The 26,371-nt window shown below is 69.6% G+C and carries 22 protein-coding genes and 1 tRNA gene; 5 read left to right on the top strand and 18 right to left on the bottom strand.

Annotated features, from left to right (window positions below; translation table 11 throughout):
* Positions 1-251: 251 nt before the first annotated feature.
* Complete coding sequence (locus tag FDZ84_RS14205) at positions 252-1,055, top strand: SGNH/GDSL hydrolase family protein (RefSeq protein WP_168586284.1); 804 nt, start codon at positions 252-254, stop codon at positions 1,053-1,055.
* A gap of 252 nt (positions 1,056-1,307) precedes the next feature.
* A complete protein-coding gene (locus FDZ84_RS14200) occupies positions 1,308-1,646 on the top strand; it encodes an alpha/beta fold hydrolase (protein WP_371812894.1) in 339 nt (112 codons plus the stop codon).
* A gap of 530 nt (positions 1,647-2,176) precedes the next feature.
* On the opposite strand, the gene FDZ84_RS14195 is transcribed toward FDZ84_RS14200, so the two are convergent.
* The gene (locus FDZ84_RS14195; RefSeq protein ID WP_246869007.1) at positions 2,177-5,011 is read right to left on the bottom strand and encodes a BTAD domain-containing putative transcriptional regulator; all 2,835 of its coding nucleotides are present in this window, start codon (positions 5,009-5,011) and stop codon (positions 2,177-2,179) included.
* A gap of 327 nt (positions 5,012-5,338) precedes the next feature.
* Between FDZ84_RS14195 and FDZ84_RS14190 the strand changes: the two genes are divergently transcribed.
* Positions 5,339-6,373 (top strand): ADP-ribosylglycohydrolase family protein, encoded by a 1,035-nt coding sequence (locus tag FDZ84_RS14190; protein WP_168586283.1) that lies wholly within the window; start codon positions 5,339-5,341, stop codon positions 6,371-6,373.
* A gap of 82 nt (positions 6,374-6,455) precedes the next feature.
* Here FDZ84_RS14190 and FDZ84_RS14185 read toward each other — a convergent pair whose 3' ends face one another.
* The 5 genes from FDZ84_RS14185 to FDZ84_RS14165 all read right to left on the bottom strand — a co-directional run bounded on the left by FDZ84_RS14185 (position 6,456) and on the right by FDZ84_RS14165 (position 11,118).
* Positions 6,456-6,965: an ion channel gene (locus tag FDZ84_RS14185; RefSeq protein WP_168586282.1), complete on the bottom strand. Its 510-nt coding sequence runs from the start codon at positions 6,963-6,965 to the stop codon at positions 6,456-6,458.
* A 129-nt stretch (positions 6,966-7,094) separates the two neighbouring features.
* On the bottom strand, positions 7,095-7,973 hold the full coding sequence (locus tag FDZ84_RS14180; protein ID WP_168586281.1) for a metal ABC transporter permease: 879 nt from the start codon (positions 7,971-7,973) through the stop codon (positions 7,095-7,097).
* The gene (locus tag FDZ84_RS14175) at positions 7,970-8,815 is read right to left on the bottom strand and encodes a metal ABC transporter ATP-binding protein (RefSeq protein ID WP_168586280.1); all 846 of its coding nucleotides are present in this window, start codon (positions 8,813-8,815) and stop codon (positions 7,970-7,972) included. The genes FDZ84_RS14180 and FDZ84_RS14175 overlap by 4 nt, the downstream gene beginning before the upstream one ends.
* A 3-nt stretch (positions 8,816-8,818) precedes the next feature.
* Positions 8,819-9,829: a metal ABC transporter solute-binding protein, Zn/Mn family gene (locus tag FDZ84_RS14170; RefSeq protein ID WP_168586279.1), complete on the bottom strand. Its 1,011-nt coding sequence runs from the start codon at positions 9,827-9,829 to the stop codon at positions 8,819-8,821.
* A 194-nt stretch (positions 9,830-10,023) separates the two neighbouring features.
* Positions 10,024-11,118 (bottom strand): ABC transporter ATP-binding protein, encoded by a 1,095-nt coding sequence (locus tag FDZ84_RS14165; protein ID WP_168586278.1) that lies wholly within the window; start codon positions 11,116-11,118, stop codon positions 10,024-10,026.
* Between the two features lie 184 nt (positions 11,119-11,302).
* Here FDZ84_RS14165 and FDZ84_RS14160 point away from each other — a divergent pair, with 184 nt between their 5' ends.
* Positions 11,303-12,403, top strand: coding sequence for a LacI family DNA-binding transcriptional regulator (locus FDZ84_RS14160; protein WP_168586277.1), 1,101 nt, complete (start codon positions 11,303-11,305; stop codon positions 12,401-12,403).
* A gap of 590 nt (positions 12,404-12,993) precedes the next feature.
* Here FDZ84_RS14160 and FDZ84_RS14155 read toward each other — a convergent pair.
* The 8 genes from FDZ84_RS14155 to FDZ84_RS14120 form a co-directional block, all read right to left on the bottom strand.
* Complete coding sequence (locus FDZ84_RS14155) at positions 12,994-14,688, bottom strand: polyamine aminopropyltransferase (RefSeq protein ID WP_246869006.1); 1,695 nt, start codon at positions 14,686-14,688, stop codon at positions 12,994-12,996.
* A gap of 13 nt (positions 14,689-14,701) precedes the next feature.
* The gene (locus FDZ84_RS14150; RefSeq protein ID WP_168586275.1) at positions 14,702-15,127 is read right to left on the bottom strand and encodes a DUF350 domain-containing protein; all 426 of its coding nucleotides are present in this window, start codon (positions 15,125-15,127) and stop codon (positions 14,702-14,704) included.
* A 34-nt stretch (positions 15,128-15,161) separates the two neighbouring features.
* Positions 15,162-16,382: a hypothetical protein gene (locus FDZ84_RS14145; protein ID WP_168584095.1), complete on the bottom strand. Its 1,221-nt coding sequence runs from the start codon at positions 16,380-16,382 to the stop codon at positions 15,162-15,164.
* Positions 16,379-16,816, bottom strand: a complete 438-nt coding sequence (locus FDZ84_RS14140; RefSeq protein WP_168586274.1) for a DUF4247 domain-containing protein — start codon at positions 16,814-16,816, stop codon at positions 16,379-16,381. Before FDZ84_RS14140 ends, FDZ84_RS14145 begins: the two co-directional genes overlap by 4 nt.
* A 3-nt stretch (positions 16,817-16,819) precedes the next feature.
* A complete protein-coding gene (locus FDZ84_RS14135) occupies positions 16,820-17,431 on the bottom strand; it encodes a DUF4178 domain-containing protein (protein WP_168586273.1) in 612 nt (203 codons plus the stop codon).
* Positions 17,432-17,786: 355 nt separating this feature from the next.
* A complete protein-coding gene (gene otsB / locus FDZ84_RS14130) occupies positions 17,787-20,336 on the bottom strand; it encodes a trehalose-phosphatase (RefSeq protein ID WP_168586272.1) in 2,550 nt (849 codons plus the stop codon).
* Positions 20,337-20,472: 136 nt separating this feature from the next.
* Positions 20,473-21,912, bottom strand: a complete 1,440-nt coding sequence (locus FDZ84_RS14125; protein WP_168586271.1) for a trehalose-6-phosphate synthase — start codon at positions 21,910-21,912, stop codon at positions 20,473-20,475.
* A 143-nt stretch (positions 21,913-22,055) separates the two neighbouring features.
* Positions 22,056-23,495, bottom strand: coding sequence for a threonine/serine exporter ThrE family protein (locus tag FDZ84_RS14120; protein WP_168586270.1), 1,440 nt, complete (start codon positions 23,493-23,495; stop codon positions 22,056-22,058).
* Between the two features lie 232 nt (positions 23,496-23,727).
* Between FDZ84_RS14120 and FDZ84_RS14115 the strand changes: the two genes are divergently transcribed.
* Positions 23,728-23,800: transfer RNA gene (locus FDZ84_RS14115), tRNA-Thr, on the top strand.
* Between the two features lie 67 nt (positions 23,801-23,867).
* Here the strand turns inward: FDZ84_RS14115 and FDZ84_RS14110 are convergent.
* The 4 genes from FDZ84_RS14110 to FDZ84_RS14095 form a co-directional block, all read right to left on the bottom strand.
* A complete protein-coding gene (locus tag FDZ84_RS14110) occupies positions 23,868-24,014 on the bottom strand; it encodes a hypothetical protein (RefSeq protein ID WP_246869005.1) in 147 nt (48 codons plus the stop codon).
* A 444-nt stretch (positions 24,015-24,458) separates the two neighbouring features.
* Entirely contained in the window at positions 24,459-24,692 is a 234-nt protein-coding gene (locus FDZ84_RS14105) for a hypothetical protein (RefSeq protein ID WP_168586269.1), read from the bottom strand.
* Between the two features lie 3 nt (positions 24,693-24,695).
* Positions 24,696-24,854, bottom strand: coding sequence for a hypothetical protein (locus tag FDZ84_RS14100; protein ID WP_168586268.1), 159 nt, complete (start codon positions 24,852-24,854; stop codon positions 24,696-24,698).
* 218 nt (positions 24,855-25,072) lie between these two features.
* Positions 25,073-26,164: a chitinase gene (locus FDZ84_RS14095; protein WP_168586267.1), complete on the bottom strand. Its 1,092-nt coding sequence runs from the start codon at positions 26,162-26,164 to the stop codon at positions 25,073-25,075.
* Positions 26,165-26,371 lie beyond the last annotated feature (207 nt).

Below are 26,371 nucleotides of genomic sequence, written 5' to 3'. Positions count from 1 at the left end.
GCTGCCGTTCACCCGTACCGGTGTTTCGAGGAATAGCCACCCAGTTACCGCCGGGACGCTGGAAAGGTGCGGTGCGCCAACGGAAAACGCAACGGACGTGCCATACCCGGACAAATCGGACCGAATTACTGGACCATTTCGTGCCGTTAATCACTAGAGCGAACCGAAGGTGGCGTACGTAGCTGTTCGAGCGCCAATGTGGTCCCGGATCACCGCGCGTGCGGGATGAATGACCAGGAAGGACATCGTCAATGGAATCGCAGCGCAGCGTCGGCTCGGCACGCTGGGACAGCTTTGTCGCGGTGGGAGACAGCCTCACCGAGGGGATCGGCGACGCCGATCCCGCCGGGGGCTACCGGGGCTGGGCCGACCGGCTGGCCGAGCACCTGACCGGCCAGAACCCGGAGCTGCGCTACGCCAACCTGGCGGTGCGCGGCAAGCTGATCCGCCAGATCGTCGCCGACCAGGTGCCGCAGGCCATCGAGCTGCGGCCCGCGCTGGTCGCCTTCACCGCCGGCGGCAACGACCTCATCCGCCCCGGCAGCGACCCCGACGCGGTCGCGGAGCTCTTCGACGCCGGGGTCGGCAAGCTGCGCGCCGCCGGCGCCGACGTGCTGATCGGCACCGGCTTCGACACCCGCGAAATCCCGGTGCTGCGCCACGTCCGGGGCAAGATCGGGACCTACAACTCGCACCTGCGGGCGATCGCCGACAAGCACGGCTGCTACGTGCTCGACCAGTGGTCGATGCGGGTGCTGCGGGACGCCCGGGCCTGGAGCGAGGACCGGCTGCACCTGTCCGCGGCGGGCCACCGCCGGGTCGCGCTGCGGGCCTGCGAGGCGCTGGGCGTGCCGGTCGCCGCCGACTGGAACGAGCCCTGGCCGGTCACCCCCGGCACGCCGTGGCGGGCCCAGCGCGCCCAGGACATCCGGTGGGCCCGCGAGTACCTGGCACCGTGGATCGGCCGCCGCTTGCGGGGCGTGTCCAGCGGCGACGGCCGCCCCGCGAAGCGCCCCCAACTGGAGAAGCTCACCGCGGGACACCCCTCGACCTGAGGTCACGGTGATTGATTCCGGGCTAGATGATTGATTCCGGGCTCCGCGCCGCCCGAGCCGCCGGCGGAAGCGGTCGCGACGTCTTGGGCAGCCGGTCGTGCGGTCCACATCGGATGGTTGGGTGTGCGCGGTGCAGGACCAAGGCCCGTGAGCGTTTTTCGGTGCTATGGCGCCCAAAATCACTCACGGCCAGGTGGCGACCTTCGCCCCGGCGGCACGCGGGGTTGGTAGCGGAAAGTCGCGGCCGCCGACATCCTGGCCCTGCTGAACCGGTTGGAGCTGCCGCAGGCAGTCCTGGGCGGATGCTCGATGGGCGGCTCCGTCACGATGGCGGTGCCGCGGGCCGCGCCGCAACGGGTCGCGGGTCTGCTTCTCGTCGACACCAGGGCTGTCGCCGACAACGACGAGCAGCGTGCCAACCGCCACACGGTCGCGGATCGAGCGGAACGCGAGGGCACCGCGCGCTGGCTCGCGGAGAGCACCCTGCCGAACCTGCTGGGAAACCCGACGCACGAACGACAGCCAGAGGTCGTCGCCAGCGTCCGAGTCCCTGTGCGGGCGGGAACAACGTGGTCGTCGACGAGCACGTAGAGTGCAGTCGGGAGGGTGTTTAGTTCTTTATTCACACATTGATCTTGAACACCCTTCTCCGCTACCCACTCACCGACCCCTCCCCTTCACGTGATCTTCACGGAATCAATCATCTAGGCCTAGGGCTCTCGGCGGGGACAGCCACCACGACGTGGTGATTAGGATTCATGATGTCGGGGATCCCGCAGCGCGAAGGCGTCTGAGGTTCCGCTACCCGCCCCGCCACGCAAACCGACCGCGGACACCGGCCACAAGACGAAGTGCGGACCTTCGGCCAGGATCACCCACTCCCGCGGCCGAAAGCCCGCACTCACCCCCAAACGTCCATTCGGGAGAACCATCCCGAATGTCAAACCCCCCTACGGCCGCCCCGGCCGGCCACGAGTGCCGACCGGGACGACCGGGCGACAATCCCCCCTTGGACTCCCCCCAGAGCCGCCCGTTCGTGCGAACCATGCACGGCTTGATCCGCACACAGATCAAGTTCTCAGCGCGCGCTACACACCCGCTAAACGTCGGCTAAACGCCCCTCAGCAGGCGGCCACGGAGAGATCTTCCAGCCGCGCGCGGACCTCCGCCGCGCGCGGCGAGCCCTCGGCCTCGAAGATCGCCAGCGCGGTGTCCCAGCGGGTCCGGGCCACCTGCTGGTCACCGCGGGACCGGGCGGCGTCGCCGAGACCTAGGTACGCCGACGCCTGCCGCATCGCGGAGCCGCACTTCAGCGCCACGTCCAGGGCCTCGTGGTGGAAGCGCTCGCCGTCGGCGATCCGGCCCAGCTCGATGCTCACTTCGCCGCAGTTGTTCAGCACCATCGCCAACGTCTCCAGATCGTCGGCGTCCCGGTACAGCGCTTCTGCCTCGCGCAGGTGCGCCAGTGCCTCCTCCAGCTCGCCGTTGACCTGCTCCACCATGGCCAGGTTGTTCAGCGCACCGGCCACGAAGTACCGGTCGCCCAGCGAACGGTAGACCCGGAGCGCGTCCTGGCAGTGCACTTTCGCTTCTTCGTAGCGCTTCAGGCGGAACAGCACGCTGCCCATGTTGACCTGGGTCATCGCCAACCGGGCGGAATCGCCGGTCTGCACCGCGACCCGGTACGACTCGTCGTAGTGCGCCAGCGCCGCGTCCAGCTGGCCCGACCGCGAGCACGCCACCCCGAGCCCTGCCGACATCAGCACCTTGCCCGCCCGGTCGTCCACCGCGCGGGCCGAGTCGAGCCCGTCGGTGTAGATCCGGATCCAGTCCTCCCAGGGGCAGCGCACCATCAGGTAGTTGAACTGCAGGCGCACCAGCGGCCAGGCGAGGTCGTGCATGCCTTCCGCGTTGGCCGCCCGGATCGCGGCGACCAGGTTCGGCCATTCCGCGTCGAACCACTCCAGCGCCTGGGCGCGGTCGGTGATCTGCGGCCTGGGCACCTCGGTGCCGCTGGAGAAGTCCAGGTCGTCCCGGGCGGGGCGGAGGAAGCGGCGCGCGTGGTCGGCCGTGACGAGGTAGTGGTTCAGCAACCGGCGCAGCGCCTCGGTGGCGATCGAGCTCGGCGCGGCGAGCAGGTCTCGGGCGTAGACGCGCAGCAGGTCGTGCATGCCGAACCGGTCCGGCTCGGGCTCGGTGACCAGGTGTGCCAGCGCCAAGGCCCGTAATCTCCGCTGCGCGCTGGGCGGATCGGTGTCGCACAGGGCGGCGACCGCGTGCGCGGTGAAGGTATGGCCGGGCACGAGCCCGAGCAGCCGGAAGGTGTCGGCGTGCACCGGGTGCAGGCTCCGGTAGGAGATGTCGAAAGCGCGGCGGACGCTCGTATCAGCATCGTCGATGTCCAGCGCGTGTAGCCGGTTCCGCTCATCGGTCAGCTCGTGCACCAAGTCGGACACGCCGCGCGCCGGATTCGCCGCGAGCCGCGCGGCGGCGATTCGCAACGCCAGCGGCAGCCCGCCGCACAAGTCCGCCAGCTGGGCCGCGGCGGCCGGTTCGGAGGCTGATTTGCCGGGCACGCCCGCCCGGTCGAGCAATTCGATCGCGGTCTCGGTCGGCAGCGTTTCCAGCGGCAGCACCCGAGCTCCGCTGCGCACCACCAGCCCGTCCAGCCGCCGTCTGCTGGTGATCAGCACCAGCGATTCGGCGCTGCCCGGCAGCAGCGGCCGCACCTGCTCCGAGTCGCGCGCGTTGTCGAGCAGCACCAGAACCCGGCGCTTCGCCAACAACGACCGGTAGAGCGCCGTGCGGTCGTCCAGCTCGACGGGGATCGCATTCGCTGCGACACCAAGCGCTTTCAGCATGCTGGTCAGCACTTCGCCGGGCGTCAGGGGCTCGCGTTCCGAGTCGAAGCCGCGCAGCGACGCGTAGAGCTGACCGTCCGGGAACTCATGCTCGACGCGGTGCGCCCAGGTCAGCGCGAGGGCGCTCTTGCCGACGCCGGCGGTGCCGGTCACCACGGCGAGCAGGCTGGAGCCTTGTTCGCGCTCGGTCAGCATCGTGTCGAGCGCGGCGAGTTCGCGCTGGCGGCCGACGAACCCGGCTGGGGCCGGGGGCAGCTCCGCCGGGATCGGGCGCCGGATGCCGAACCCGGATTCCGGCCGGCGCTGCGGATGGCGCAGTGCTGGGTCGTCGCGGAGCAGCCGCTCGTAGAGTTCGCGCAGCTCGGGCCCGGGATCGAGGCCGAGCTCGTGGGACAGCCGGCGGCGCAGGTCGTGGTAGCGGGACTGCGCCTCGGCGCGGTGCCCCGCGCGGTAGTGGGCGAGCATCAGCTGGCCGGTGAGCCGCTCCCGCAGCGGTTGGCGGTCGACCAGGGTGGACAGCTCCAGCACCAACTGGTGGTGGAGGCCGAGGTCCAGGTCGGCGGCGATCCGCTCCTCCAGCGCCAGCAGCCGCAGCTCGTCCAGGTTGGGCGCGACCATCCGGTACAGCCGGCTGCTCGCGATGTCCGAGAGCACCGGGCCCCGCCACAGCATCAGCGCTTCGGCCAGCACCTGCGACCGCGCCGCGGGTTCCATGCCGTGCGCGCGGTTGATCAGGGTTCTCGCGCGGTGGGCATCGATCCGGTCGCTGTCGACCCGCAGCAGGTAGCCGGGCGGGCGGGTGACGATCTCGGCCTGTTCTGCCGCGGCCCCGAAGAGCTTGCGCAGCCTGGAGACGTAGCCGTGGATGATGGTGCGGGCGCTGGCCGGCGGCTCGTTCTCCCACAGCGTGTCGATCAGCCGGTCCATCGATACGACCTGGTTCGGCTCCAGCAGCAGGCAGGCCAGCAGGGCGCGAACCGGGGCGCCGCCCAGCGGCTGCGCGACGCCGTCGGCGCGCACCTCAAGAGGACCGAGCAGGCGGAATTCCAATCCCGCGCCCGGCACCTCGGTCGAGCTGTCGTGCCCCGCCATCATCCCCAAATCCGACTTTCGCTCATGTTTTGGTTGAGCCTTCAGGCAGTCAGTCTCGACCAAGGCGCACACCGAGTCCACACCCCCGGAGAACCCGTCCGGCGGCGCGCTCACCTCCCCAAAACCGGACACACCGTAACGATCACCGGCCGAGCGGAGACCGATCGCCGGCCCGCGGTTCACCCCAATGGAGCCATGCCCGATTCCTCCCGGGACGTCCCACGCGCGCCCATTCTTGCGGTGAACGCCTGCCGACGAGCCAACACGCCAAGTAAAGTCGGGACACGCCGATCACTCGTATGAGGACACTGTGGAAGGAGAGCCCACCCCGTGCCCACGCCGTCCACAGTGGTCGATCGCGCGGTGGCCTGCCTGCTCGGCGGGGCGCTAGGCGATGCGCTCGGCAGCCCGGTCGAGTACGCGCAGCTGGACGACATCCGCGCCGAATTCGGCCAAGCAGGCGTCGCCGAACCACCACCTCAGGCCCTGCTGGGCGACGCCACGCAGATGTCGCTGTTCACCGGCGAGGGCTACCTGCACGCCTGGACAACAGGCAACAACGGCGGCAACTGGCGTCCGGTCGAGTCGACCGCCGCCGCATACCGCCGGTGGTTGACCACCCAGCAGGAGAACAAGCCGCAGCCCGGTGCGACCGGCCTGATGGCCGAGCCCGAGCTGTACGCTGGCCGGGCCCCCGGCCTGACCAGCCTGCGCGCGCTGCAAGAACCCGAACTCGGCACCCCGGACCGGCCGCGGAACAGCTCCAAGGGCTGCGGCGGCGTGGACCGCAGCGCGCCGCTCGGCTTCTCGCCGACCGCCGAGATGGCCTACCAGCTGGCCTGCCAATGCGCGGCGCTCACCCACGGCGGCGTCGGCGGTTGGGCCTCGGCCGGGGCGCTGGCGCTGATCGTGCACCTCGTCGCGGTGCAGCAGCGGAAGCTGCCGGCAGCTGTCGATCAGGCGGCTGGCCGCGTGTTGCGCGAAGACGCCGAGACGGCCACGGCCCTCGCGGAGGCTTCGACGCTGGCGCGGCTCGGCGCGAGCGTCGGACACATCGAGCGGCTAGGACAGGGCTGGATCGGCCCGGAGGCGCTGTCCATCGGCGTCTACTGCGCGCTCGCGCTGCCGAAGCCCGACCAGTTCACCGACGCCCTGCGGCTGGCCGTCAACCACTCCGGGCACAGCGACTCCACCGCGGCCGTGACCGGCAGCATCCTCGGCGCCCGCCACGGCACGGCGGTCCTGCCCCGCTCGTGGCTGGCCCGGCTGGAACTGGCGGACGTGATCGAGCGCATCGGCCACGACCTCGGAGCCTCCTGCACGGGCGAGAAGTTCAACGAACGCCGCTACCTCGGCCTCGCCTGACCGGCGGGCCCGGGCCCTCCTCGCCGACCGGTTCGCGGCGAACAGACAGTTCACCGCATAGGCGCGAGGCGGAACTCACCGTTCAAGTGCCGTTGGGGCGGCCCGCCTTGGCCCTGACGACAGCGACCGCCGCGGCCAGGAACCCGATGTTGAAGGTCATGTGCACTGCGGCGACCGCGCGGGCGAACTCGGATACCGCGTGCACGTCGCCGAAACCGACGGTGCTGGTGATCGACAGCGAGAAGTAGAGCGCGTCGGTTTTCGTGCGCAGCGCCGCGATCGAGCCGGGATCTTGAGCGGCCAGTCCGAAGTAGACGGCCGCGAAGAACAGCACTGCCAGGTACAACGCCGCCACGACCCCGGCCATCGAGCTGCCGTGGCGCGCGCCCTCGATCCGGAAGCGGCGCACCTGGAACATGATCAGCGCGGAGATGGCTATCAGCCCGACGGCGAAGATCACGACCGCGTTCACGGTGCCGAAGAGCCCGAACCTGCCGATCGGCAGCAGGTAGTAGACGACGGTGCACGCCACCACCGCAACCAGCGACGTCGCCAGGTTGATCAGGACCCTCTTCTGGCCGCTCCCAGCCACGAGCGCCAGCTTCGGCCAACACCAGGCCCGTCGCCATTCGGGTCCGTGCCCGGCGCACCGGCCCAACCCGCAGTCCCAATGGAAACTGCCACCACCCACCACGTGACCGCAGTCTCAATGGAAACGCCGTCAGGCGGCGGCCGGGGTTCGGGACAGGCGGCGGAGGCGGCGGTTGCCGACCACCCGGCACACCAGGTAGATCACGAACGAGATGATCGTGACGAAGGCGCTCACCGGGGCCCCGGGCGCCAGCGACAGGACGATGCCGCCGAGCACCGCTACCTCGGCGAACACCACGGCCAGCACCGTCGCCTTGAGCGGGCTCGCGGTAATCCGCGCCGCCGCGGCCCCCGGCGTCACCATCAGGGCTAGCACCAGCAGTGCGCCGACGGTGTAGACGCCCAGCGCCGTCGCCACGCCGACCAGCACCGCGAACAGCGGGGTCAGCACGCGCGCCGGAACGCCGCGGGCTGCCGCGACATCCGGGTCGACGCTGGCGAACAGCAACGGCCGGTACACGAAGGCCAGGACGACCAGGACGAGCGCCGCGCAGCAGGCCAGCAGCAACACGTCCGCGGAATCGACGCCGACGATCTGCCCCACCAGCAGGCTGAACTTGTTCGCGGTCCGCTCCGGGTTGAGCCACAGCAGCAGCACGCCGATGCCGAGCCCGAAGGACAGGATCGCGCCGATCACCGAGTCGCGTTCGGTCCCGCGCTGGCCCAGCAAGCCGAGCAGCAGCGCGGCGACCACGGCTCCGGCCAGCGCCCCGACGCCGACACCGACGCCGATCAGCAGCGCCGCGGCGGCACCGGTGAACGCGAGCTCGGCGGTGCCGTGCACGGCGAAGGACATCTTCCGCGCGACGACGAGCGGCGCCAGGCAGCCGGACACCAGGCCGAGCGCCGCCGCGGCCAGCAGCGCCTGCTGGACGAACGGGTAGCCGAGCAGGTCGACCGTGGTGGAGAAGTGCAGGACCTTGCCCAGCGCGTCGATGAATGCGTTCACGCCTCTTCCGCCTCTTGCACGTGGTGGTCGTGGTCATCGGTGCCGGCGACCACCAGCCGCCCGCCGACGCGGGCGACCTCGACGTCGGTGCGGTACAGCTCGGACAACGTGGCGGAGTTCATCACCTCGTCCGGCGGGCCGATCCGGAACCGGCCGTCCACCAGGTAGAGGACCCGGTCGACCAGCGGCAGCACCGGGTTGATCTCGTGCGTGACGAACAGGACCGCCGCGCCGGTCTGCCGGGCCTGGTTCGCGATCAGCCTGCTGACCTTGCGCTGGTGCGCGATGTCCAGGGACAGCAGCGGCTCGTCGCACAGCAGCACCGACGGGTCGCTGACCAGCGCCTGCGCCACGCGGAGCCGCTGCTGCTCGCCGCCGGAGAGCAGGCCCAGCGGCATCCGGGCGTACTCGGTCGCCTCGACCGCGCGCAGCGCCGCGGCCACCCGCCGCTTGCGCTCGCGGCGGCCGCGGAAACCCGTGCCCCAGTGGTGACCGTCCAACCCGAGACCGACCAGGTCGCTGCCCCGCACCATCACGGTGGCGTCCAGCGCTCGCTGCTGCGGGATGTAGCCGATCTGGTTGCTGCCGCGACGTGCCGGCGCGCTCGCGATCTCGACGCTGCCCGCGGAGAGCTGCTGCAAGCCCAGCAGCACCCGCAGGAGGCTTGTCTTGCCGGAACCGTTCGGCCCGAGCACGGCGAGGAACTCGCCCGGCGCGACGTCGAGGTCCAGGCCGGACCACAGGACACGCGAGCCGTACGAGAGCTCCGCGCCGCGCAACCGCACGGCTGGGGCTGTGCTGGTGGGCGCGAGGACGGGCTCGGTCTCGGATCTGGCGGTCATATCTCAGCGATTCTGGTTCAGGGCGGTCTGCAACGCCGTGATCTGGGCGTCCATCCACTGCACGTAGGTCTTGTCCTGCGGCAGCGTCTCGGTCATCTCGACGACCGGGATCTGATTCTGCTCCGCGGCGGTGCGCACGTTGCGGGTGACGGGCGATTCGGTCTGCGGGTTGTAGATGACCGCCGCGGCCTGCTTGGCGTTCACCGCGTTCTGGATCGCGGCCACCGCGGCCGCGGACGGGTCGGTCTCGGCCTCGATGGCGTTGACGAACTCGGGCGGCGTGATGTCCTGCAGGTTCGCGGCTTCGATCAGGTAGTGCGCGACGGGCTCGGTGACGATCACCTGCTTGCCCCGGTTCTGGTCTCCCAGCTCGCCGACCCGGCCTTGCAGCTTGCCGATCTCCTCCGCGAACCGGCCCGCGGCCTGGCCGAACTGCTCGGCCTTGGCCGGCCTGAGCTTGCTCAGCTCGGCGTTGACCTGGGCAGCCACCTGCTCCACGACGTGCAGGTCGTACCAGACGTGCTCGTTTACCGAGTGGTCGTGGCCTTCGTGCCCGCCGTGTTCCTCGTGCCCGCTCGCGGGTTCGCCCTCGTGCCCGCTCGCGGGTTCGCCGTGTTCCTCGTGCTCGCTCGCGGGTTCGCCCTCGTGCTCGTCCTTGACTGCCTCGACGGTGGGCTTGCCCTGGCCGCTGTTGCCGAGGATCCGCTCCATGAACTCGTCGTATCCGCCGCCGTTGAACACCACCAGGTCCGCGTCGGTGACCTTCGCGGCGTCCTGCGGGGTGCTCTCGTAGGAGTGCGGGTCGGCGTTGGGGTCGCTGATGACCGGCTCCACCTCGACTGCATCGCCGCCGACCGCCTGCACCACGCTGGCCCACACGGTGGTGGACGCGACCACCTTGATCTTGTCGCCGGCGCCCGGGCCCGCCTGCTCGCCGGTGCCGCATGCGGTCAGGGCGAGGGCGGTTGCGGCGAATCCGGCTAAGGCGGCGGCAGAGCGACTGCGGATGGTCATCGGATGCACTCCTCGGAGGTCGGCCCTTTGCGCAGCAGGCTGACGGCTATCTGCGAACGGTAACGGAAACCGTTGTCAACTACAGTCTAAGCACGGTTCCGCACGACACTCCACCGACCGGGTTATTTCTGTTGCGCACGCAACGACGCCCCCGCCAGGACCAGCGGGGGCGTCGATCAACCGATCGCCCGCGACTAAGCCGCCAGGCGGGCTCCGGTCTCGGGGTGGAAGAGGTGGATCTCGCTGTGGTCGCGCAGCGCCACGGTCACCTTCTGGCCGAGCGCGGGCGGGGTCCGGCCGTCGGCACGGACGACGAAGCGCTCCTGCGAGCCGTTGACGTCGATGGCGCCGTGGATCAGCGCGTCGGCGCCGAGTTCCTCGACCAGCTCGACGGTCATCGACATCCCCGCGTCGTCGCTGGAGGTCAGCGACAGCGCTTCGGGGCGGACGCCGAAGGTGACCTCCTTGAGGTCCCCGGCGGCGGCGACGGCCTCGCGCGGCAGCGGGATCGTGGCCCCGTCCAGCACCGCTCCGTCACGGGTCAGCGGCACCGTCTTCAGATTCATCGCCGGCGACCCGATGAAGCTCGCGACGAACGCGTTGGCCGGGTTCTCGTACAGCTCGCGCGGGGTGGCGACCTGCTGCAGCAGCCCGTCCTTGAGCACCGCGACGCGGTGCCCCATGGTCATCGCCTCGACCTGGTCGTGGGTGACGTAGATGGTGGTGGTGCCCAGCCGCTTCTGCAGCGCGGCGATGTTGGCGCGGGTCTCCACGCGCAGCTTGGCGTCGAGGTTGGACAGCGGCTCGTCCATCAGGAACACGCTGGGCTCACGGACGATCGCGCGGCCCATCGCCACCCGCTGCCGCTGCCCGCCCGAGAGCGCCTTGGGCTTGCGGTCCAGGTACTTCTCGAGGTCGAGCATCTTCGCCGCCTCGGTGACCTTCTGCTTGATGACGTCCTTGGGCGTCTTGCGCAGCTTGAGCGCGAAGCCCATGTTCTCCGCGACCGTCATGTGCGGGTAGAGGGCATAGGACTGGAACACCATGGCGATGTCCCGCGACTTCGGCGGGGTGTTGGTGACATCGTTGCCACCGATGGTGATGGCGCCCTCGTCGACGTCCTCCAGGCCCGCGAGCATCCGCAGCGCCGTCGACTTACCGGACCCGGACGGGCCGACCAGCACCAGGAACTCACCGTCGGCGATGTCCAAGGCAAGCTTGTCGACGGCCCGGACCGGCGGGCTCCCCTGGTAAACGCGCGAGGCGTTGACGTACGCAACCTCTGCCATCTGTGACACCTTTCACGGATTTGGTCACGAAAAAAGTAACCGCAAAAACGCTCGGGGTCAGCCCCTCGAATGAACCAACTCGGAGAGTGATCACTTTACGTCGCTCCGTGTTCACGGTCGAACGTGAGTGGGATATGCATCATGCTCACTTCACCGAGGGGTACTGAACCGTTACGGTTCCTCCATGGCGCGGTCAACGAATGCCCGGAGGCCTGCGACGCTCGCCTCGCTCGCTGCCGAACTTGGGGTCTCCCGGACCACGGTTTCGAATGCGTACAACCGTCCGGACCAGCTGTCCCCGGAGCTGCGCAAGCGGGTCCTGGAGACCGCTCGCCGGCTGGGTTACCCGGGACCGGACCCGGTGGCGAGGTCGTTGCGGACCAGGAAGGCGGGCGCGGTCGGCCTGCTGCTCACCGAGAACCTCTCGTACGCCTTCCGCGACCCGGGCGCCGTGGGCTTCCTCGAAGGACTCGCGCTGGCCTGCGAAGACGCCAGCCAGGGCCTGCTGCTGATCCCGGCGAGCCCGGAGCGCGAGGACGTCGCCTCGGTGCACCGCGCCGGGGTGGACGGGTTCGTCGTCTACTCGGTCCCCGAGGACGACCCGCACCTGGCCGCGGTGCTCGAACGGCCGGTGCCGGTGGTGGTCTGCGACCAGCCGCGCCTGGACAACCTGGACTGGGTCGGCCCGGACGACGGGAAGGCCATCAAGACCGTCGCCGACCACCTGATCAAGCTCGGGCATCGCCGCATCGGCGTGCTCTGCATGCGCCTGGCCCGGGGCCGCAACGACGGCCCCGCGTCGGTGCAGCGGCAGGCCAACGCCAGCTTCCACGTGCAGAAGGCCCGGTTGACCGCGCTGGCCGAGGTGTTCAGCGAGGCTGGGGTGGACTGGACGAAGGTGCCGGTGGTGGAGCGCTTCGACCACACCACGGCGTCCGGAGCCTCGGCGGCGGCGCAGCTGCTGGAGATCGACCCGGAGATCACCGCGATCGTCTGCACCTCCGACATACTGGCGCTTGGTGCGCTCAGCGAGGCCCGCAACCGCGGCCTGCGGGTTCCGGAGGACCTGACCATCACGGGCTTCGACGGCATCCCGGACGCGGAGCGGGCGGGCCTGACGACGGTGCGCCAGCCGTGGCTGGAGAAGGGCCGGGCGGCCGGGCGGCTGCTGCTGGAGACCAGCGAGCCGGGCCGCCCCCGCCACATCCAGCTGGAGACCCAGCTGATCACCGGAACCACCTCGGCGCCGCCCCGCTCCGCCGAAGAACGCTGGTTCGGCCCGTAAACCCACGGGTCCCCGCAGCTCTGGCCCCACGAGCACGTTTCGGTGCCGTAGAGGCTGTTCAGTGCGTAGAGGCTGTTCGGCGCTGTAGAGGGCTGTTCAGCGCCGTAGAGGGCTGTTCGGCGCTGTAGAGGCTGTTCGGCGCGTAGAGGGCTGTTCGGCGCTGTAGAGGCTGTTCGGCGCGTAGAGGGCTGTTCGGTGCGTAGAGGGCTGTTCGAGAACGCGTTCCGCGTGCCAGTGCATCGGCGGCCCTACGGCAGTGGCGGCGATTTCGCGCGAAATCGCCGCTCGCCACGCTGGCAAGGTGGCGATTTCGCGCGAAATCGCCCCCAGCCACGCGACCGTCACGCCGTTTCTCCGCCTCGACAGCACCAGTTCCCCCAAGCACACATCCCGGCGCCACCACATCCAAGGCAGCCGCTACAACAGCACAAAGCACTCACGGGCAACGACGTGCGGAAACACCGCCCCTGGCCGATCGATCGGTGCTGCGGGGGCGGCGAGCTGCAACTTCTGCCGGCAACGGCTGGAGGGGTCAGCAGGCCGGTAGTTCTTGGAGGTCAGCGGGTCAGTAGTTCTTGGAGGTCAGCGGGTCAGTAGTTGACCCATTCGTCCTGGGCGTACTGGAGGATCGTCGGGTGCATCAGCGTCGACGACTCCATGCCGGGGATTCGGGTGCGGTCCGGCGGGAACGTCGCCGACGCTTGCAGGGTTGCCTCGTCCAGCGAGCGCAGCGGCGGGACATCCGCGGGCAGCCGGAGTGGCGGCGCGCCTGGTGAGGCGAGCGGGTTTCCGTCCGCCTGGTGGGTTTCCGCAATTTCCATTGAAATCGACGGGCCGATTTCCATTGAAGTTGCGGTGCCCGTCGCGACGGGCGTCGGGTCGGGCTTCGCGCTGGCCAGGTGGAAGCCCCACTCCCCGAAGCTGGGGACCGTGATCTCGTACGGCACCGTGCTCAGGCCCGCCGCTCGCATCGTCGACTCGATGCACCAGAACGCCTTCGGCGCGAAGAACGGCGACCCCGACTGCACGACCATCCGCGCATCGTCCGACATCGCCTGCCGGGCCAGCCCGTAGAACTCCGTCGAGTACAGCTTCGCCGTCGCCGTCGAATCCGCGTCGGGCATGTCCACAAGCACCACGTCGTAGCGGTCGCGGTTGTCCCGCAGCCAGCTGAAGGCGTCCGCTGCGACCGCCCGCACTCGCGGATCGGCGAAGGCGTCCTTGTTCAAAGTGGACACTCGCGGGTCGGTGCGCGCCAGCTCCAGCACCGCCGGGTCCAGTTCCACCAGCGTGACCTCGCGGACGTCCGGGTACCGCAGCAGCTCCCGCAGCGCCAGGCCGTCGCCACCACCCAGCACGAGCACCCGCTCGTGGGGCCCGGCCATCGCCGGATGCACCATCGCCTCGTGGTACCGGTACTCGTCCATCGAGCTGAACTGCAGGTCCCCGTTGAGGTACAGCCGGGTGTCGCGGTTCCCGCCCAGCGACACCGACTCGGTCAGCACGATGTCCTGGTACTGGGTGCGTTCCGAATGCAGCACCGGGTCCGCGAACAGCGCCTGGCGCGCGGTGACCTCGAAGTCGTCGGCGAACGCGTAAGCCCCGAGGAGCAGGCCGCCGACCAGCGCGGATGCACCGGTCAACAGCAAGGTGGCGCGCTTGGACAGCTCCCGGCGGAAGACGGTCAGCACCAGCCCGAGCCCGGCGGCGGCGTTGACCATGCCGACCAGCAGCGCGCCCTGCACCTGCCCGAACAGCGGCAACAGCAGGAAGGGGAACGCCAACCCGCCGACGAGTCCGCCGACGTAGTCGGCCGCGAACAGGTCGGCGACCGCGGAACCCGCGTCCTGCCGCCGAATCCGCTGCAACAGCACCATCAGCAGCGGGATCTCCGCACCGATCAGCACACCGAGCACCAGCGCCATCGCGATCAGCGCCGGCGTGTAGAGGCTCAGCCACGCGAACGCGGCGTATAGCCCGAGCACGCTGAGCCCGCCGAGCAGCGCGAGCAGCAGCTCGATGCCCGCGAACGCCGGAGCAGCCCAGCGCTGCAGGGGTTTCGCGGCGAGCGCGCCGACGCCCATCGCGAACACCATCAGCGACAGCACGATCGAGGCCTGCCCGACGGTGTCGCCGATCAGGTAGCTGCCGAGCGCGACCAGCGCCAGCTCGTAGACCAGGCCACAAGCGGCGCAGATGAAAACCGCCACCAGCACCGCGGTCCGGGCGATCCGACCGCGCGGCTTGCCGGTCTCGGCCGGTTCGGCAGCGGGCTCGGCGCTCACCGACACGCGCTGCTCACCAGATCGAGGCGGCGATGATCACGGCGATCACGACGTGCGTGGTCGCGGACACCCACGTCGCCGGGTGCATGTCCGGGGAGGCTAGTTCGTCGCCCAGCTTGCCGGGGGTGACCGCGTCGATCAGCAGGAACGACAGGCTCATCAGGACTAGCCCGAGGATGCCGTAGGCGAGGGTGCCGATCAGCCCGGCGATCAGGTCGTTGGCGCTGCCCATGATCGCGGTGGTCAGGATGATGCCGACCCCCAGCAGTCCCGAGACCAGCAGCAAAGCCGCATTCGGGTTGCGGCTGACCCAGATCAGGTCGCGGAGCTTGCCCGGCGTGGCCAGGTCGACGAGCACGTAACCGAGTGCCATCATCGCCACGCCGATCACCCCGTAGGCGACCGCGGCGAGCATTCCGGTGAGCATGTTCTGGAGCAAGGTGAGGCCTTTCTGGTGTCGTGGTCGGTGCGATCTAGCGTCGGGGGCCCGCCGGCGGCGGCCCCTGCGGTGGAAGTGGCGGCCACGGACCACCCGGCGGCCCGGGCGGTGCCGGCCAGCCCGGCTGCGGCCCCGGTCCGGGCGGGCCCGGCCAAGTCGGCGGCCCTTGCGGGGCGGGCGGCCCTTGCGGGGCGGGTGGTCCCTGCAGCAGTCGCGGCGGCTGCTGCGGTCCTGCCGACGACGGCCCCTGCGGAGGCAGCGGTCCGACTGGCGACGATCCCGGCCCGACCGACGGCCCCTGCGGAGGCAGCGGTCCGGCTGGCGACGATCCCGGCCCGACCGACGGCCCCTGCGGAGGCAGCGGTCCGACTGGCGACGATCCCGGCCCGACCGACGGCCCCTGCGGAGGCAGCGGTCCGACTGGCGACGGCCCCTGCGCCCCCTGTTGCTGCGTCGGCCTGGGCTGCGGCGCGGCCGGAGCGTTCGGGGCATCCGGAGTGTCCGATGTGGACTTCTGCTTGGCGCGGGCCCGGAAGCCCAGGAGCAGGGCGAGAACCACGACGACGCCCAGGCCCCCGAGCCACGCCCAGGTCATCCAGTTCGAGCCAGAGCCGTCGCCGCGCGGCAACGGCGGAGCCGAGGCGTTGCCCGACGCGTCGTCCGCCACCGGCGGGGCCTTCAGCGCGCCGGTTTCCACCAGCAGCAACGGCAATCCGAGCGCGGCCTGCCCGGCCACGGTGACCGGCTCCTCGGCCAGCGAGTCGGCGGTGACGCCGAGGTTGACGAAGTCGCCGATGCCCGGCAGCGAGGCGAGGTCGTCCGACGCCGCCACCTTGACGTCGGCCGCGTCCGGATCGTCTTCGGTGGATCCGGCGGCGACAAAAACCCGGACCTCGGCCCAGCGCGGACAGGTCTCGGCCGGGATGTTCGGTCCCCGGCTGGATCCCTGGTCGAACTGCTTCGTCGACGCGTCCACGAGCTTCCAGCCGAAGCACACCCCGTGCGCCGCCTCGGCCGCGGCGAGCCCCTGCGCCAGTTGCTGTGCCTCGGCCGGGGTGAACCGCTGGATCGGCGGCCCCGAGTACCGCTGGCCCTCGGAGTAGCGGGTGGACTCCTCCGAGGTGAAGGTGGTCTGCGCGGGGTCGCGGCCGAGCACGCCGATGAGCGACCCCACGACGCCGACGGCCACGAAGAAGCCGACCACGGCCAGCACGAGTCCCCGGCGGCGGGCGGGTTTCTTGATGGTGGTGCTCATTTGCCCGCCCCCGGACCTCTGCCGCGGAAGCTCTCGCCGTGCGGGCTGCTCCAGCCCCAGACCCCGCCGACATGGCTGTGGTAGCGACGGTAGGCGCGGTCGGCGTCCATCACGTGGATCACCGAGCCGGGCGAGTGCGGCCTGATGATCACCGCATCGCTGGAATACCGCAGGTAGATGCCCGACGAGTCGGTGTACTGCGACTGCGGGCGCCACTTCGACGTGATCTCGGCGGCCACGGCGGTCGGCGGCTTCGGGCTGGTGTAGGCCCGGTTGTCGGAGTCACCGGAGAGGTCCAGGTGGGCGGCGCGGGTGTAGTTGTTCGCGACGTAGCCGCGTGGCCCGGTGCCGGTGGCGAAGATCGCCACCAGCCCGATGATCAGAGCCAACACCGCCGCGGCGGCGGCCAGCACGAACCAGAACTTGGGTTTCACCGGTCAGTCCGCCGTCGGGTAGATGAGCACGTCGTAGCGGCTGAGCGCCTCGCCGGCGCTGGCCTCCCAGTCGGCTCCGCCGTAGGACTCGAAGCCCAGCATCGAACCGTCCGAGGCCTCGTAGTCGTGGTAGCGGACGGTGCCCTGCTCGGCGAGGCCGGTGGTGGCCTCGCTGCGGAACTCGGCGCTGCCAGACTCCTCGGAGTGGTAGGTGCGCCCGGCGAAGTCGATCGTCTTCGGGCCCGGCCCGCCGGCGTCGGCGACCGGCGTCCACAACGACAGGACGAGGTCCGGGTCCTCTTCCACGGCCAGCCACACCTGCCCGCCTTTGGCGTCGTCGAGCAGATGTTCCGCCCAGTTCCAGCCGCCTTCGGAGAGCCGGATGGTGCCGCGGACGGTGTAGGAGAGGCCGCGCATCTCGACGATGTCGCCGGCCTTCAGCGCCCGCGGGTCACCGCGCAGCGAGTCCTGATCACCGGTGTGGAACGGGTCAGCGGGCCGGCTTTCCGGCTTCGCTGCGCCGCGCTTGGCGCGCACGCCCATGACCACGGCGACCACCGCGACGATGATCAACACGATGACCACGACGATCAGCGTTGCGACCAGTCCGTTCACCCGTCCGCCTTCCCTCGCGCGAGCGTCCGGCACAGAGGGTATTAGTCGTTCCCCGACGGTATGAACCCATTCGTCCAAATCGTGACAAGTAGAACGGGGGAAGCGAACGGCTTATTCACCCCGCAAGACGGCACAAACGGACCATTCACCGCACCGAACAACGCGAACGGCCCGTCGACGACACCAAACCTCGCTGAGCGAACGGAGCGTTCACCTCGCAGGAAGTGCGAGGTGAACGGTCCGTCAATACATGGCACGAAAGGTCCGTTCGCCTCGCGCCTTGGCTGGCTGGGGCGAACGGACCGCTCGTGCCGTAGGGGGTGGCGAACAGGCCGTTCGCTCCCCGCCGACCGCCCTACGCCGACAGCAGCTGGGCGCAGCGGATCAGTCCGAGGTGGGAGTAGGCCTGCGGGTGATTGCCGAGGGAGCGCTCCGCGATCGGGTCGTACTCCTCGGACAGCAGCCCCGTCGGGCCCGCCGTGTCGACGATCTGCTGGAACAGCTCCTCCGCCTCGGTGCGCCGGCCGATCAGCAGGTACGCCTCGATCAGCCAGGCGGCGCACAGGTGGAAGCCGCCCTCGTCGCCGGGCAGCCCGTCGTCGCGGCGGTAGCGGTACACGGTGGACCCGCTGCGCAGCTCCGCCTCGATCGCCGTGACGGTCGCCTGGAACCGCTCGTCGGACGGGTCGATCAGCCCGGACAGGCCGACGTGCAGCGACGCCGCGTCCAGGTCCGATCCCTCGTAGGCGGTGGTGAACGCCTGCACGTCCGGGTGCCAGCCGTTCTTGACCACGTCCTGGGCGATCTGGTCGCGCAGCGGTTCCCACGACGGGTCGGCCTCGCGGCCGTACGCGGTGGCCAGCTTCAGCGCCCGGTCCAGCGTCACCCAGCACATGACCTTGGAGTACACGTGGTGGCGCGGCACGTCGCGCTCTTCCCAGATGCCGTGGTCGGGCTCGGCCCAGCGGTGCGAAACGGCCTCGGCCATCGCCATGACCAGCTCCCAGTCCACGTCCCGGACCCGGCTGGTGGCCTGCGCGAGGTGCGCGACCAGCTCCACCACGGGGCCGAACACGTCGAGCTGCACCTGCTGGTCGGCGAGGTTGCCGACGCGGACCGGCCGCGAACCAGCGTAGCCGGGCAGGCTGTCGATGACGGCTTCCGGCCCGAGCCCGGTGCCCTGCAGCGTGTACAGCGGGTGCAGCCGCTCCGGGCCGGGCAGCGTCTCCAGCACCCGGTGCAGCCAGTTCAGGAACGCCTCGGCCTCGGCCGTGGAGCCGAGCGTGACCAGCGCCTGCGCGGTCATCGCGCCGTCCCGCAGCCAGCAGTACCGGTAGTCCCAGTTGCGGACGCCGCCGATCTCCTCCGGCAGCGAGGTGGTGGCGGCGGCCATGATCCCGCCGGTGTCGGAGTTGCACAGCCCGCGCAGGGTCAGCGCGGAGCGGGCGACCAGGTCGCGCTCCACCTCGGGCAGCGACAGGGTCTTCATCCATTCCGACCAGTACTGGTCGGCCTCCAGCCGGCGGTCCACCTCGGCGTGCGTCGGCGACAGGTCGTCGGTGCCGCAGCGCAGCTCCAGCACGAGCGGGCTGTCCTCGGTCGGGTCGACGACCGCGTGCGCGGACTCGTGCATGCCGTCGGAGGTGATCGCCCACTGCACGCCGGGCGAGTAAAGGACCATCGGCTCCGAGGTGCCGAGCACCCGCAGCCCGCCCGCCTCGGCGGTCAGCCGCACCGGCACCTGCCCGAACTCCGGGCGCGGCGCGAACTCCACGGCCGCGCGGGTGCTGCCGCTGATCACCCGGACCAGATCGGTGCGGTGGCTGTCGGTGCCGTGCGCGAGATAGTCCGTGACGAGTAGCCGCGACCAGCGGGTTTCCACGATCATGGTGTTCGGCACGTACCGCTGGCCAAGCGGCAGCGGGCTGCGCTGGGCACCGTTGCCGCCCTGCGGGCGGATCGTGAAGTGGCCCGCGCCGGGGCCGCCCAGCAGGTCGGCGAACACCGCCGCCGAGTCCGGGCCTGGGTGGCACATCCAGGTCAGCCGCGCGTCCGGGGTGAGCAGGCCGACGGTGCGCTCGTTGGACAGCATCGTCAGCCGCTCGATCGGCGGGGCCTGCTCGCCGTACAGCCAGGTGCGCCGCTCCTCCATCAGGAACGCCAGCACGGTGGCGACCTCGGTGGTGCTGCCGATCCGGTACGGCGCCAGCGTGTCCCCGTCACCGACCTTGATGCCCAGGTCGGGGCCGTGCAGCCGGGCGAAGGCCTTCTCGTCGGTGACGTCGTCGCCGAGGAAGACCGCCGCGGTGGCACCGACCTGGTGGCGCAGCGCGTCCAGCGCGTTGCCCTTGTCGGTCTGCACCACGGCGAGCTCGACGACCGCCTTGCCCTCGGTGACCTGCACGCCTTCCCAGGACGCCGGGCCGTTTCGGACGGTCTCCAGCACCTCCTCGGCCAAGGCGGGCTCGGCGCGCCGGACGTGCACGGCGACGCTGGCGGGTTTGTTCTCCAGCGTGACGCCGGGCTTGCCGCGCACGATGTCCTGCAGCGCGGTCTGCAGTTCGGTGCGCAGCTGGGTGGCCTCGGGTTCGAGCTCGTGCACGAACCCGATGTCGAACTCGGAACCGTGGCTGCCGACCAGGTAAACCTCGGCGGGCAGGCGGGACAGGGTGGCTAGGTCGCGCAGCGCGCGGCCGGAGATCACCGCCGTGGTGGTCGCCGGCAGCGCGGCCAGCGACCGCAGGGCGTGCACCGATTCGGGTAGCGGTTTGGCCTGGGTCGGGTCCGCCACGATGGGGGCTAGGGTGCCGTCGTAGTCGCATGCGACCAGAAGTCGAGGCGTCCGCGCGAGCTGCACGATCACTCGGCGCAGCTCGGCAGGCAGGGCTTCGGCGGTCAACGCCATACTCCTCAGGGGGGCGCGGTCAAGTCTGGGGTGGATCGATCCGGTTCGAGCCGCGGATGGTGACCGTCGACGTCGACCGGGTTCGACAAGTATCGCTGACGCGGTGCTGTCCGTGTTGTGGACCGCTTACCCGCAGCTACTCCGCGAGCGGTGTGCCCAGTGCTTCGAGGAACGACCGGGCCCAGCGGTCGACATCGTGCGTGAGCACTTGCCTACGGAGTGCGCGCATCCTACGGCGTCCCTCGGCCTCGTCGATGTCGAGGGCCGCGAGCAGCGCATCCTTCACACCGTCCAGGTTATGCGGATTCACCAGAAATGCACTCGTGAGTTCTGCCGCAGCACCGGCGAACTCGCTCAACACCAGTGCACCGCCCAGGTCGTACCGGCAGGCCACGTATTCCTTGCACACCAGATTCATGCCGTCCCGCACCGGCGTCACCACCATGACGTCGGCGGCGCAGTAGAAGGCCACCAGGTCCTTGCGGGCCACCGAGGTGTGCAGGTAGTGCACCGCGGGGTGGCCGACGCGGCCGAACTCGCCGTTGATCCGCCCGACCTCGCGCTCGATGTCCTCGCGCATTTGCTTGTAGTGCTCGACGCGTTCCCGGCTGGGCGTGGCGATCTGGATCATCGTCACGTCCTCGGCCTTGATGTGGCCCTCGGCGAGCAGCTCGTGCATCGCGTGCAGCCGCACGTCGATGCCCTTGGTGTAGTCGAGGCGGTCGACGCCGAGCATGATCTTCTTCGGGTTGCCTAGCTCGGCGCGCAGCGTCTTGACGCGCTGCTGGATCTCCTTGGTGCGTGCCAGCCGGTCGAGTCCGGTGGCGGCGATGGAGATCGGGAACGCCCCGACCCGCACGGTGCGGTCGCCGACCTGCACCACGCCGGTGCGAGACCGGACCCCGACCTGGCCGCGGCTGGGTTCGAAGCCGGCCAACCGGCGGGCCAGCCACAGGAAGTTCTGCGCACCGCCGGGCCGGTGGAAGCCCACCAGGTCGGCGCCAAGCAGCCCGCGCACGATCTCGGTGCGCCACGGCAGCTGCATGAACAGCTCGACCGGCGGGAACGGGATGTGCAGGAAGAACCCGATCCGCAGGTCGGGCCGGAGTTCGCGGAGCATCGCCGGGACGAGCTGCAGCTGGTAGTCCTGCACCCAGACTGTCGCGCCCTCGGCGCTGACCTCGGCGGCGGCCTCGGCGAAGCGCCGGTTCACCCGCCGGTAGGCGTTCCACCAGGAGCGGTTGTACGCCGGTGGCACGACCACGTCGTGGTACAGCGGCCACAGCGTGGCGTTGGAGAATCCCTCGTAGTACTCGGCGAATTCGGCCGCCGACAGACGCACCGGGTGCAGCTGCAGGTCGTCGTCGGCGAACGGTTCGACCTCGATGTCGGCGACCCCGGGCCAGCCGACCCACGCGCCGCGCCGGGCGCGCAGGAACGGCTCCAGCGCGGTGACCAGCCCGCCGGGGCTGTGCTTCCAGCGCTCCGTGCCGTCCTCGAGGCGTTCCAGATCCACCGGCAGCCGATTCGCGACCACGACGAAATCCGCTCGAACGGGCGTGCTGCCCTTGCTCACCGGTAATCCTCCCGCCGTATAGGCCACCTGTCGCGAGGCTAGCTAATCCAGCCAGTTGCTGCGTGCTGCGTGTGGTGCAAACGGGACGTGCGGGCCTGTGAGTCGTTTGGGCTGCTGCGGCGGCGCAAAAGACTCACGGCCGATCAGTCCAGCCGCCGTTTCGCGGGACGCAGCGGACCGGACATCCGCGGCCCGGAGAAACGGCGCTCCAACCTACCGAGCCCGGTACGGACCGGCTGTGCGAGGTACTCACCGAGCACCACCCCGGCGCCGAGCGCGAGGCCGGTCGCGACGGCGAGCATCAGCGTGGCGACGCCGGTCGGGCTGCCCAGCACGGACAGCTCGTACAGCCCGCGGTAGGTCGCCAGCCCGGGCAGCAGCGGCGCAACGCCGGAAACGGCGATCACCAGCACGGGAATTCGCAGCCGCCGTGCGATGATCCCGCCGATGAAACCGACCACGGTGGTGGCCACCGCGCCAGCCAGCACGGTATGCACGTCGGCCAGCGTCAGCAGCGCGTGCACCGCGGCGGCCGCGGCACCGCCGATTCCGGCCGCGAGCAGCGGCCGCGGCGGCGCGTAGCTGGCGAGCGCGAAGCAGGCCGACGTGGAAGCACCGGCGAGCATCTGCACCGGCAGGTGCAGGGCCGGTGCCAGCACTTCGGCACGCCCCAGGGCTTGCGCGTCGAGGCTGCCGACAGTGTCCCCGCCGATCCGCACTCCGATGTACAGCGACAGCACCACCCCGGCGATCAACCCGGCCGACATCAGGGCCAGCTCGGCTATCCGGCCCGCCGCGGTCACGTTGTAGCCGGTGATGGCGTCCTGCGTCGAGCCGACCACGGTCATCCCGGACAGCAACACGATGATGCTGGCGGCGATCGCCAGCGCCGCGTTGTCGAGCAGGCCGGTGGCGTAGCAGCCCAGCGCGACGGCGGTGGCGATCGCCCCGCCGGCGACTTGTTGGAAGAAGAACGGCAGCGCGCGTTTGTTCAGCAGCCGCCCGACGCGGTCCACCAGCGCGGTGGCGCCGGCGGCTACCAGCGGCAGCAGCGGGGTGGAGCCGCCGCCGAGCAGCACGGCCAGCGAGGCGGCCATGCCCGCCCAGGACAGTGTTGCGACCCAGCGCGGGAAAGGGTGCGGCGCCGTGGTGATCCGGTCCAGCTCGGCGTAGGCCTCGGCGGCGGTCAGCTCGTTGGCGGTGATCCGCCGCAGTAGCGCTTCGACGTCCGTGAGGCGCGTGTAGTCGAGGGAGCGGTTGCGGACCACCCGCAGCGACGTGATCGGCGGCAGGTCGGTGCCCCGGTAGCTCGACACCGTGATCGACGTGTAGACCACGTCGACCTCGGTGTGCGGCAGACCGTAGGCGGTGACCACGGCGATGATCGTCGCGGTCACGTCCGAGGCACCTGCCCCGCTGGCCATCTGCACCTCGCCGATGCGAAGCCCGAGGTCCAGAACGAGGTGGACGGTGGATTCGTTGGGCAGTGCCGGCCCATAGACGACGTTGCGAGACCCCGGCGGGATGGTGAGCTCCGGGTCGCGCCGCCGCAGCACACCGCGGGCGCGCTGCGTGATTCCCACTGCTGGTCTTCCTTCCTGCCGGGCCGCCTTGCGGGCGGTTCGCTTTGCCTGATCTTCCCCTCGGGCATCGCCTGTCATGAGCAGACCGTTGCACCCACAATCTGTGGCGTCCATCACCGATTTCGGCCGGACTTCGCCGCGGTCGCCGGCCATCGTCCGGCAGCGTCGACGCGGCCGCTTTCCACCCCGGGCGGATCGCCGCTTACGATGTCCCCGCACGACGGAAGTGCATGCCGCTGTAGCTCAGTTGGTAGAGCGCCCGCCTTGTAAGCGGACGGTCAGGGGTTCGAGTCCCCTCAGCGGCTCCGACGGTACCAGCGGAAACGCGCCTGCCCACCCGGTGACCAGGCGCGATCCGTCTCACTTTCGGTCTCAGTTGGGGTTACAGAAGTACCCGTTCAACTGGTCGGCGACGTCGCGGCGCAGCTCCTCGGTGACGTGCATATACCGCTCCTTCAGCCGGATCGACGACCAACCCATGGGGTCCTGGACGGCCCGGTCCGACACGCGGAGCAGCATGCAAACGGTCAAGCTCGCCGGACGGCACAACGTCGGCGACATGCTGACCGTGCGCGATGACCGTGCACGATCTCGCCGTGTTCGGCGCGCCGCACGGCGTCGCTCCAGGACGCCGGGACATCGCCTACCGCGCCGGCGGACACGCTCGCTGGCCGCTCGCTCATCGTCTCCATTCTGCTGTCCAGTAACGAAAGGCCCCCTCCCGATCGGGAGGGGGCTTTCGTTAGCGACTGAGCTCCAGCCGCCAATAGGCATACCTGGCGAATCCACTCGGACTGTGTAAGAGACTTTTGGGTAACCAACTGATCACGTAGCGCTATCAGCAAATGGGCAGGTCGCGTACCTTTCGGGCAGCGATCGAGTATTCGGCAATCCGGGGTCCGGTGAGGAGTCCCGCTGGCCGCACCCCGGTTTACCTGCGCAATCGACGGCGCCTTTGCGTAGTCATCCGATTACCCAACAGTCTCTAAGACCAGACTTCTTCACAGCCTCGCGTAGCGTGGAAGCCTCATCAGTCGACATGCGGAACGAGGTCGTCACGCTCAGAGGCTTGACGACCTCGACCTCCACTTCCTCAGCGTTCTCCAGGTCTTCGTCCAACTCGTCCCTGTGCGCGTACTGCCAATCGGCAATCTCCGCGTCCGTCATGTTCTCGAAGTCGGGTTCGTTGTTCGCCATCCGTCACAGCTCCCATGCACTAATCGGCCGAGCGGACTTCGCGTCAGGGCTGTACAGGAAGTTGACCCGCACGCGGCTGCCGCCGTTAGTAGTGATCGCTACAAAGTCTGCGGCTCGCCCTTTCTTCTTGTTCTTCTTGATGATCGGTCCGTTCTTGAACACTTGCTCAATCTCGTCGGCAGAAACCCCGTGTCGCGTGATCGGCCGCTGGAGTACCGATACCTGCTCGGCGATCCCATTGCCAGGTCCGGGTTATCTGGGAAGGTATGCGCACTTCCCAGCCATCCACAGGAGTGTTTTTGACGAAGCCACCCGATCTGTCGAATGCAGTACACCGCCCCGCCCGGCAGCGGCCGAGCGGGGCGGTCCGGTTCGGGCGGTCAACGGCCCTGGAGCGCCTTCGCGTTGTCGCCGAAGGTCCAGGACTTGGAGCCGTCCCAGTTGATCGACCAGGTCATCAGGCCCTTCAGGCTGCCGTTGTAGTGGTTCCAGGCCTGGGCGACCAGGTTGGGCGACAGGTGACCGCCACCCGCGCCCGGCTGGGCCGGCAACCCAGGAACCTGCTTGTCGTAGGGGACCCGGATCGTGGTGCCCTGGACGACCAGCCCCTTGTCCAGGCAATCCGTCTGCGCCGTGAATCCCTGCACCGTGCCGGCCTGGTACGAATCACCCGAACAGCCGTACATGCTTCCGTTGTAGTACTGCATGTTCAGCCACCAGAGTCGGCCGTTGTCCGCGTACTTCTTCACGATCGGCAGGTATGCGCCCCAGATCGATCCGTAGGTCACGCTGCCGCCGGTGACGTACGCGGTTTCCGGCGCCATCGTCAACCCGAATTCTGGGGGCATCTTGGCGAGCACGCCGTCGATGATGCGGATCAGGTTGCCCTGCGACGGCGAGAGCTCGTTGATGTTGCCGCTGCCGCTGAGGCCGGTCTCGATGTCGATGTCGATGCCGTCGAAGTTGTACTGCTGCAGGATCGGCACCACGGTCTCGACGAACCGGTCGGCAACGGCGCTGGAAGACAGGTCGATCCCCGCCGCCGCGCCGCCGATGGACATCAGGATCGTGAGCCCGTCCGCCTTGGCCTGGCACATCTCGGCCGGCGTGGCCACCTTCACCGTGCTGTCCATCCCGTCCTCCCACAGGACGGTGCCGTCCGAGCGGATTACCGGGAAAGCCGCGTTGATCACGTTGTAGCCGTGCTCGCGAATGGCCGGATCCGTGATCGGGGTCCAGCCGAACGGCGGGTGCACCCCGTTTACCGCGCCGTCCCAGTTTTCCCAGTACCCGTGGAGCACCTTGCCCGCCGGTTTCGATTTCACCGGACAGATTTCCGCCGCCGGGGCCGGGTTCGAGGCGTTCGCCGCCCGCGGCGCCTCGTAGCCCGCGGCGACCTGGGAGAACGACACAGCGGCGACGAACGACGCCACCAATCCGGTTCTCAGCAGGCGTTTCTTCCGACCAACCATTCCCGGCTCCCTCCGCGACGGGACCAATTTCGGAATTGGCCCGGATCCGATGAGGCTCGCTCGTCGTCCACCAAGAACTTTTATGACAAATTTCGCGACCGGAAACAAGATTTGAAGAAAAGTGGTATTTACCAATTTGCCCTGTCGTTCACCGAACTCTTCTCGATCATCGGCCGGGAAGCCGCACGATCCGATTCGCGGACCTGC

Origin of the sequence: Saccharopolyspora sp. ASAGF58, from assembly GCF_012277335.1 — a bacterium.
Taxonomy (GTDB): Bacteria; Actinomycetota; Actinomycetes; order Mycobacteriales; family Pseudonocardiaceae; genus Saccharopolyspora; species Saccharopolyspora hattusasensis.
This window is presented reverse-complemented; position numbering and strand designations above follow the sequence as displayed.

Bases quoted from the DNA above. Each gene is read 5' to 3' on its own strand.
- FDZ84_RS14205 (WP_168586284.1), top strand. From the start codon at position 252: ATGGAATCGCAGCGCAGCGTCGGCTCGGCACGCTGGGACAGCTTTGTC.
- FDZ84_RS14195 (WP_246869007.1), bottom strand. From the start codon at position 5,011: ATGATGGCGGGGCACGACAGCTCGACCGAGGTGCCGGGCGCGGGATTG.
- FDZ84_RS14175 (WP_168586280.1), bottom strand. From the start codon at position 8,815: ATGACCGCCAGATCCGAGACCGAGCCCGTCCTCGCGCCCACCAGCACA.
- FDZ84_RS14170 (WP_168586279.1), bottom strand. From the start codon at position 9,829: ATGACCATCCGCAGTCGCTCTGCCGCCGCCTTAGCCGGATTCGCCGCA.
- FDZ84_RS14165 (WP_168586278.1), bottom strand. From the start codon at position 11,118: ATGGCAGAGGTTGCGTACGTCAACGCCTCGCGCGTTTACCAGGGGAGC.
- FDZ84_RS14160 (WP_168586277.1), top strand. From the start codon at position 11,303: ATGGCGCGGTCAACGAATGCCCGGAGGCCTGCGACGCTCGCCTCGCTC.
- FDZ84_RS14145 (WP_168584095.1), bottom strand. From the start codon at position 16,382: ATGAGCACCACCATCAAGAAACCCGCCCGCCGCCGGGGACTCGTGCTG.
- otsB (WP_168586272.1), bottom strand. From the start codon at position 20,336: ATGGCGTTGACCGCCGAAGCCCTGCCTGCCGAGCTGCGCCGAGTGATC.
- FDZ84_RS14110 (WP_246869005.1), bottom strand. From the start codon at position 24,014: ATGCTGCTCCGCGTGTCGGACCGGGCCGTCCAGGACCCCATGGGTTGG.
- FDZ84_RS14105 (WP_168586269.1), bottom strand. From the start codon at position 24,692: ATGGCGAACAACGAACCCGACTTCGAGAACATGACGGACGCGGAGATT.
- FDZ84_RS14095 (WP_168586267.1), bottom strand. From the start codon at position 26,164: ATGGTTGGTCGGAAGAAACGCCTGCTGAGAACCGGATTGGTGGCGTCG.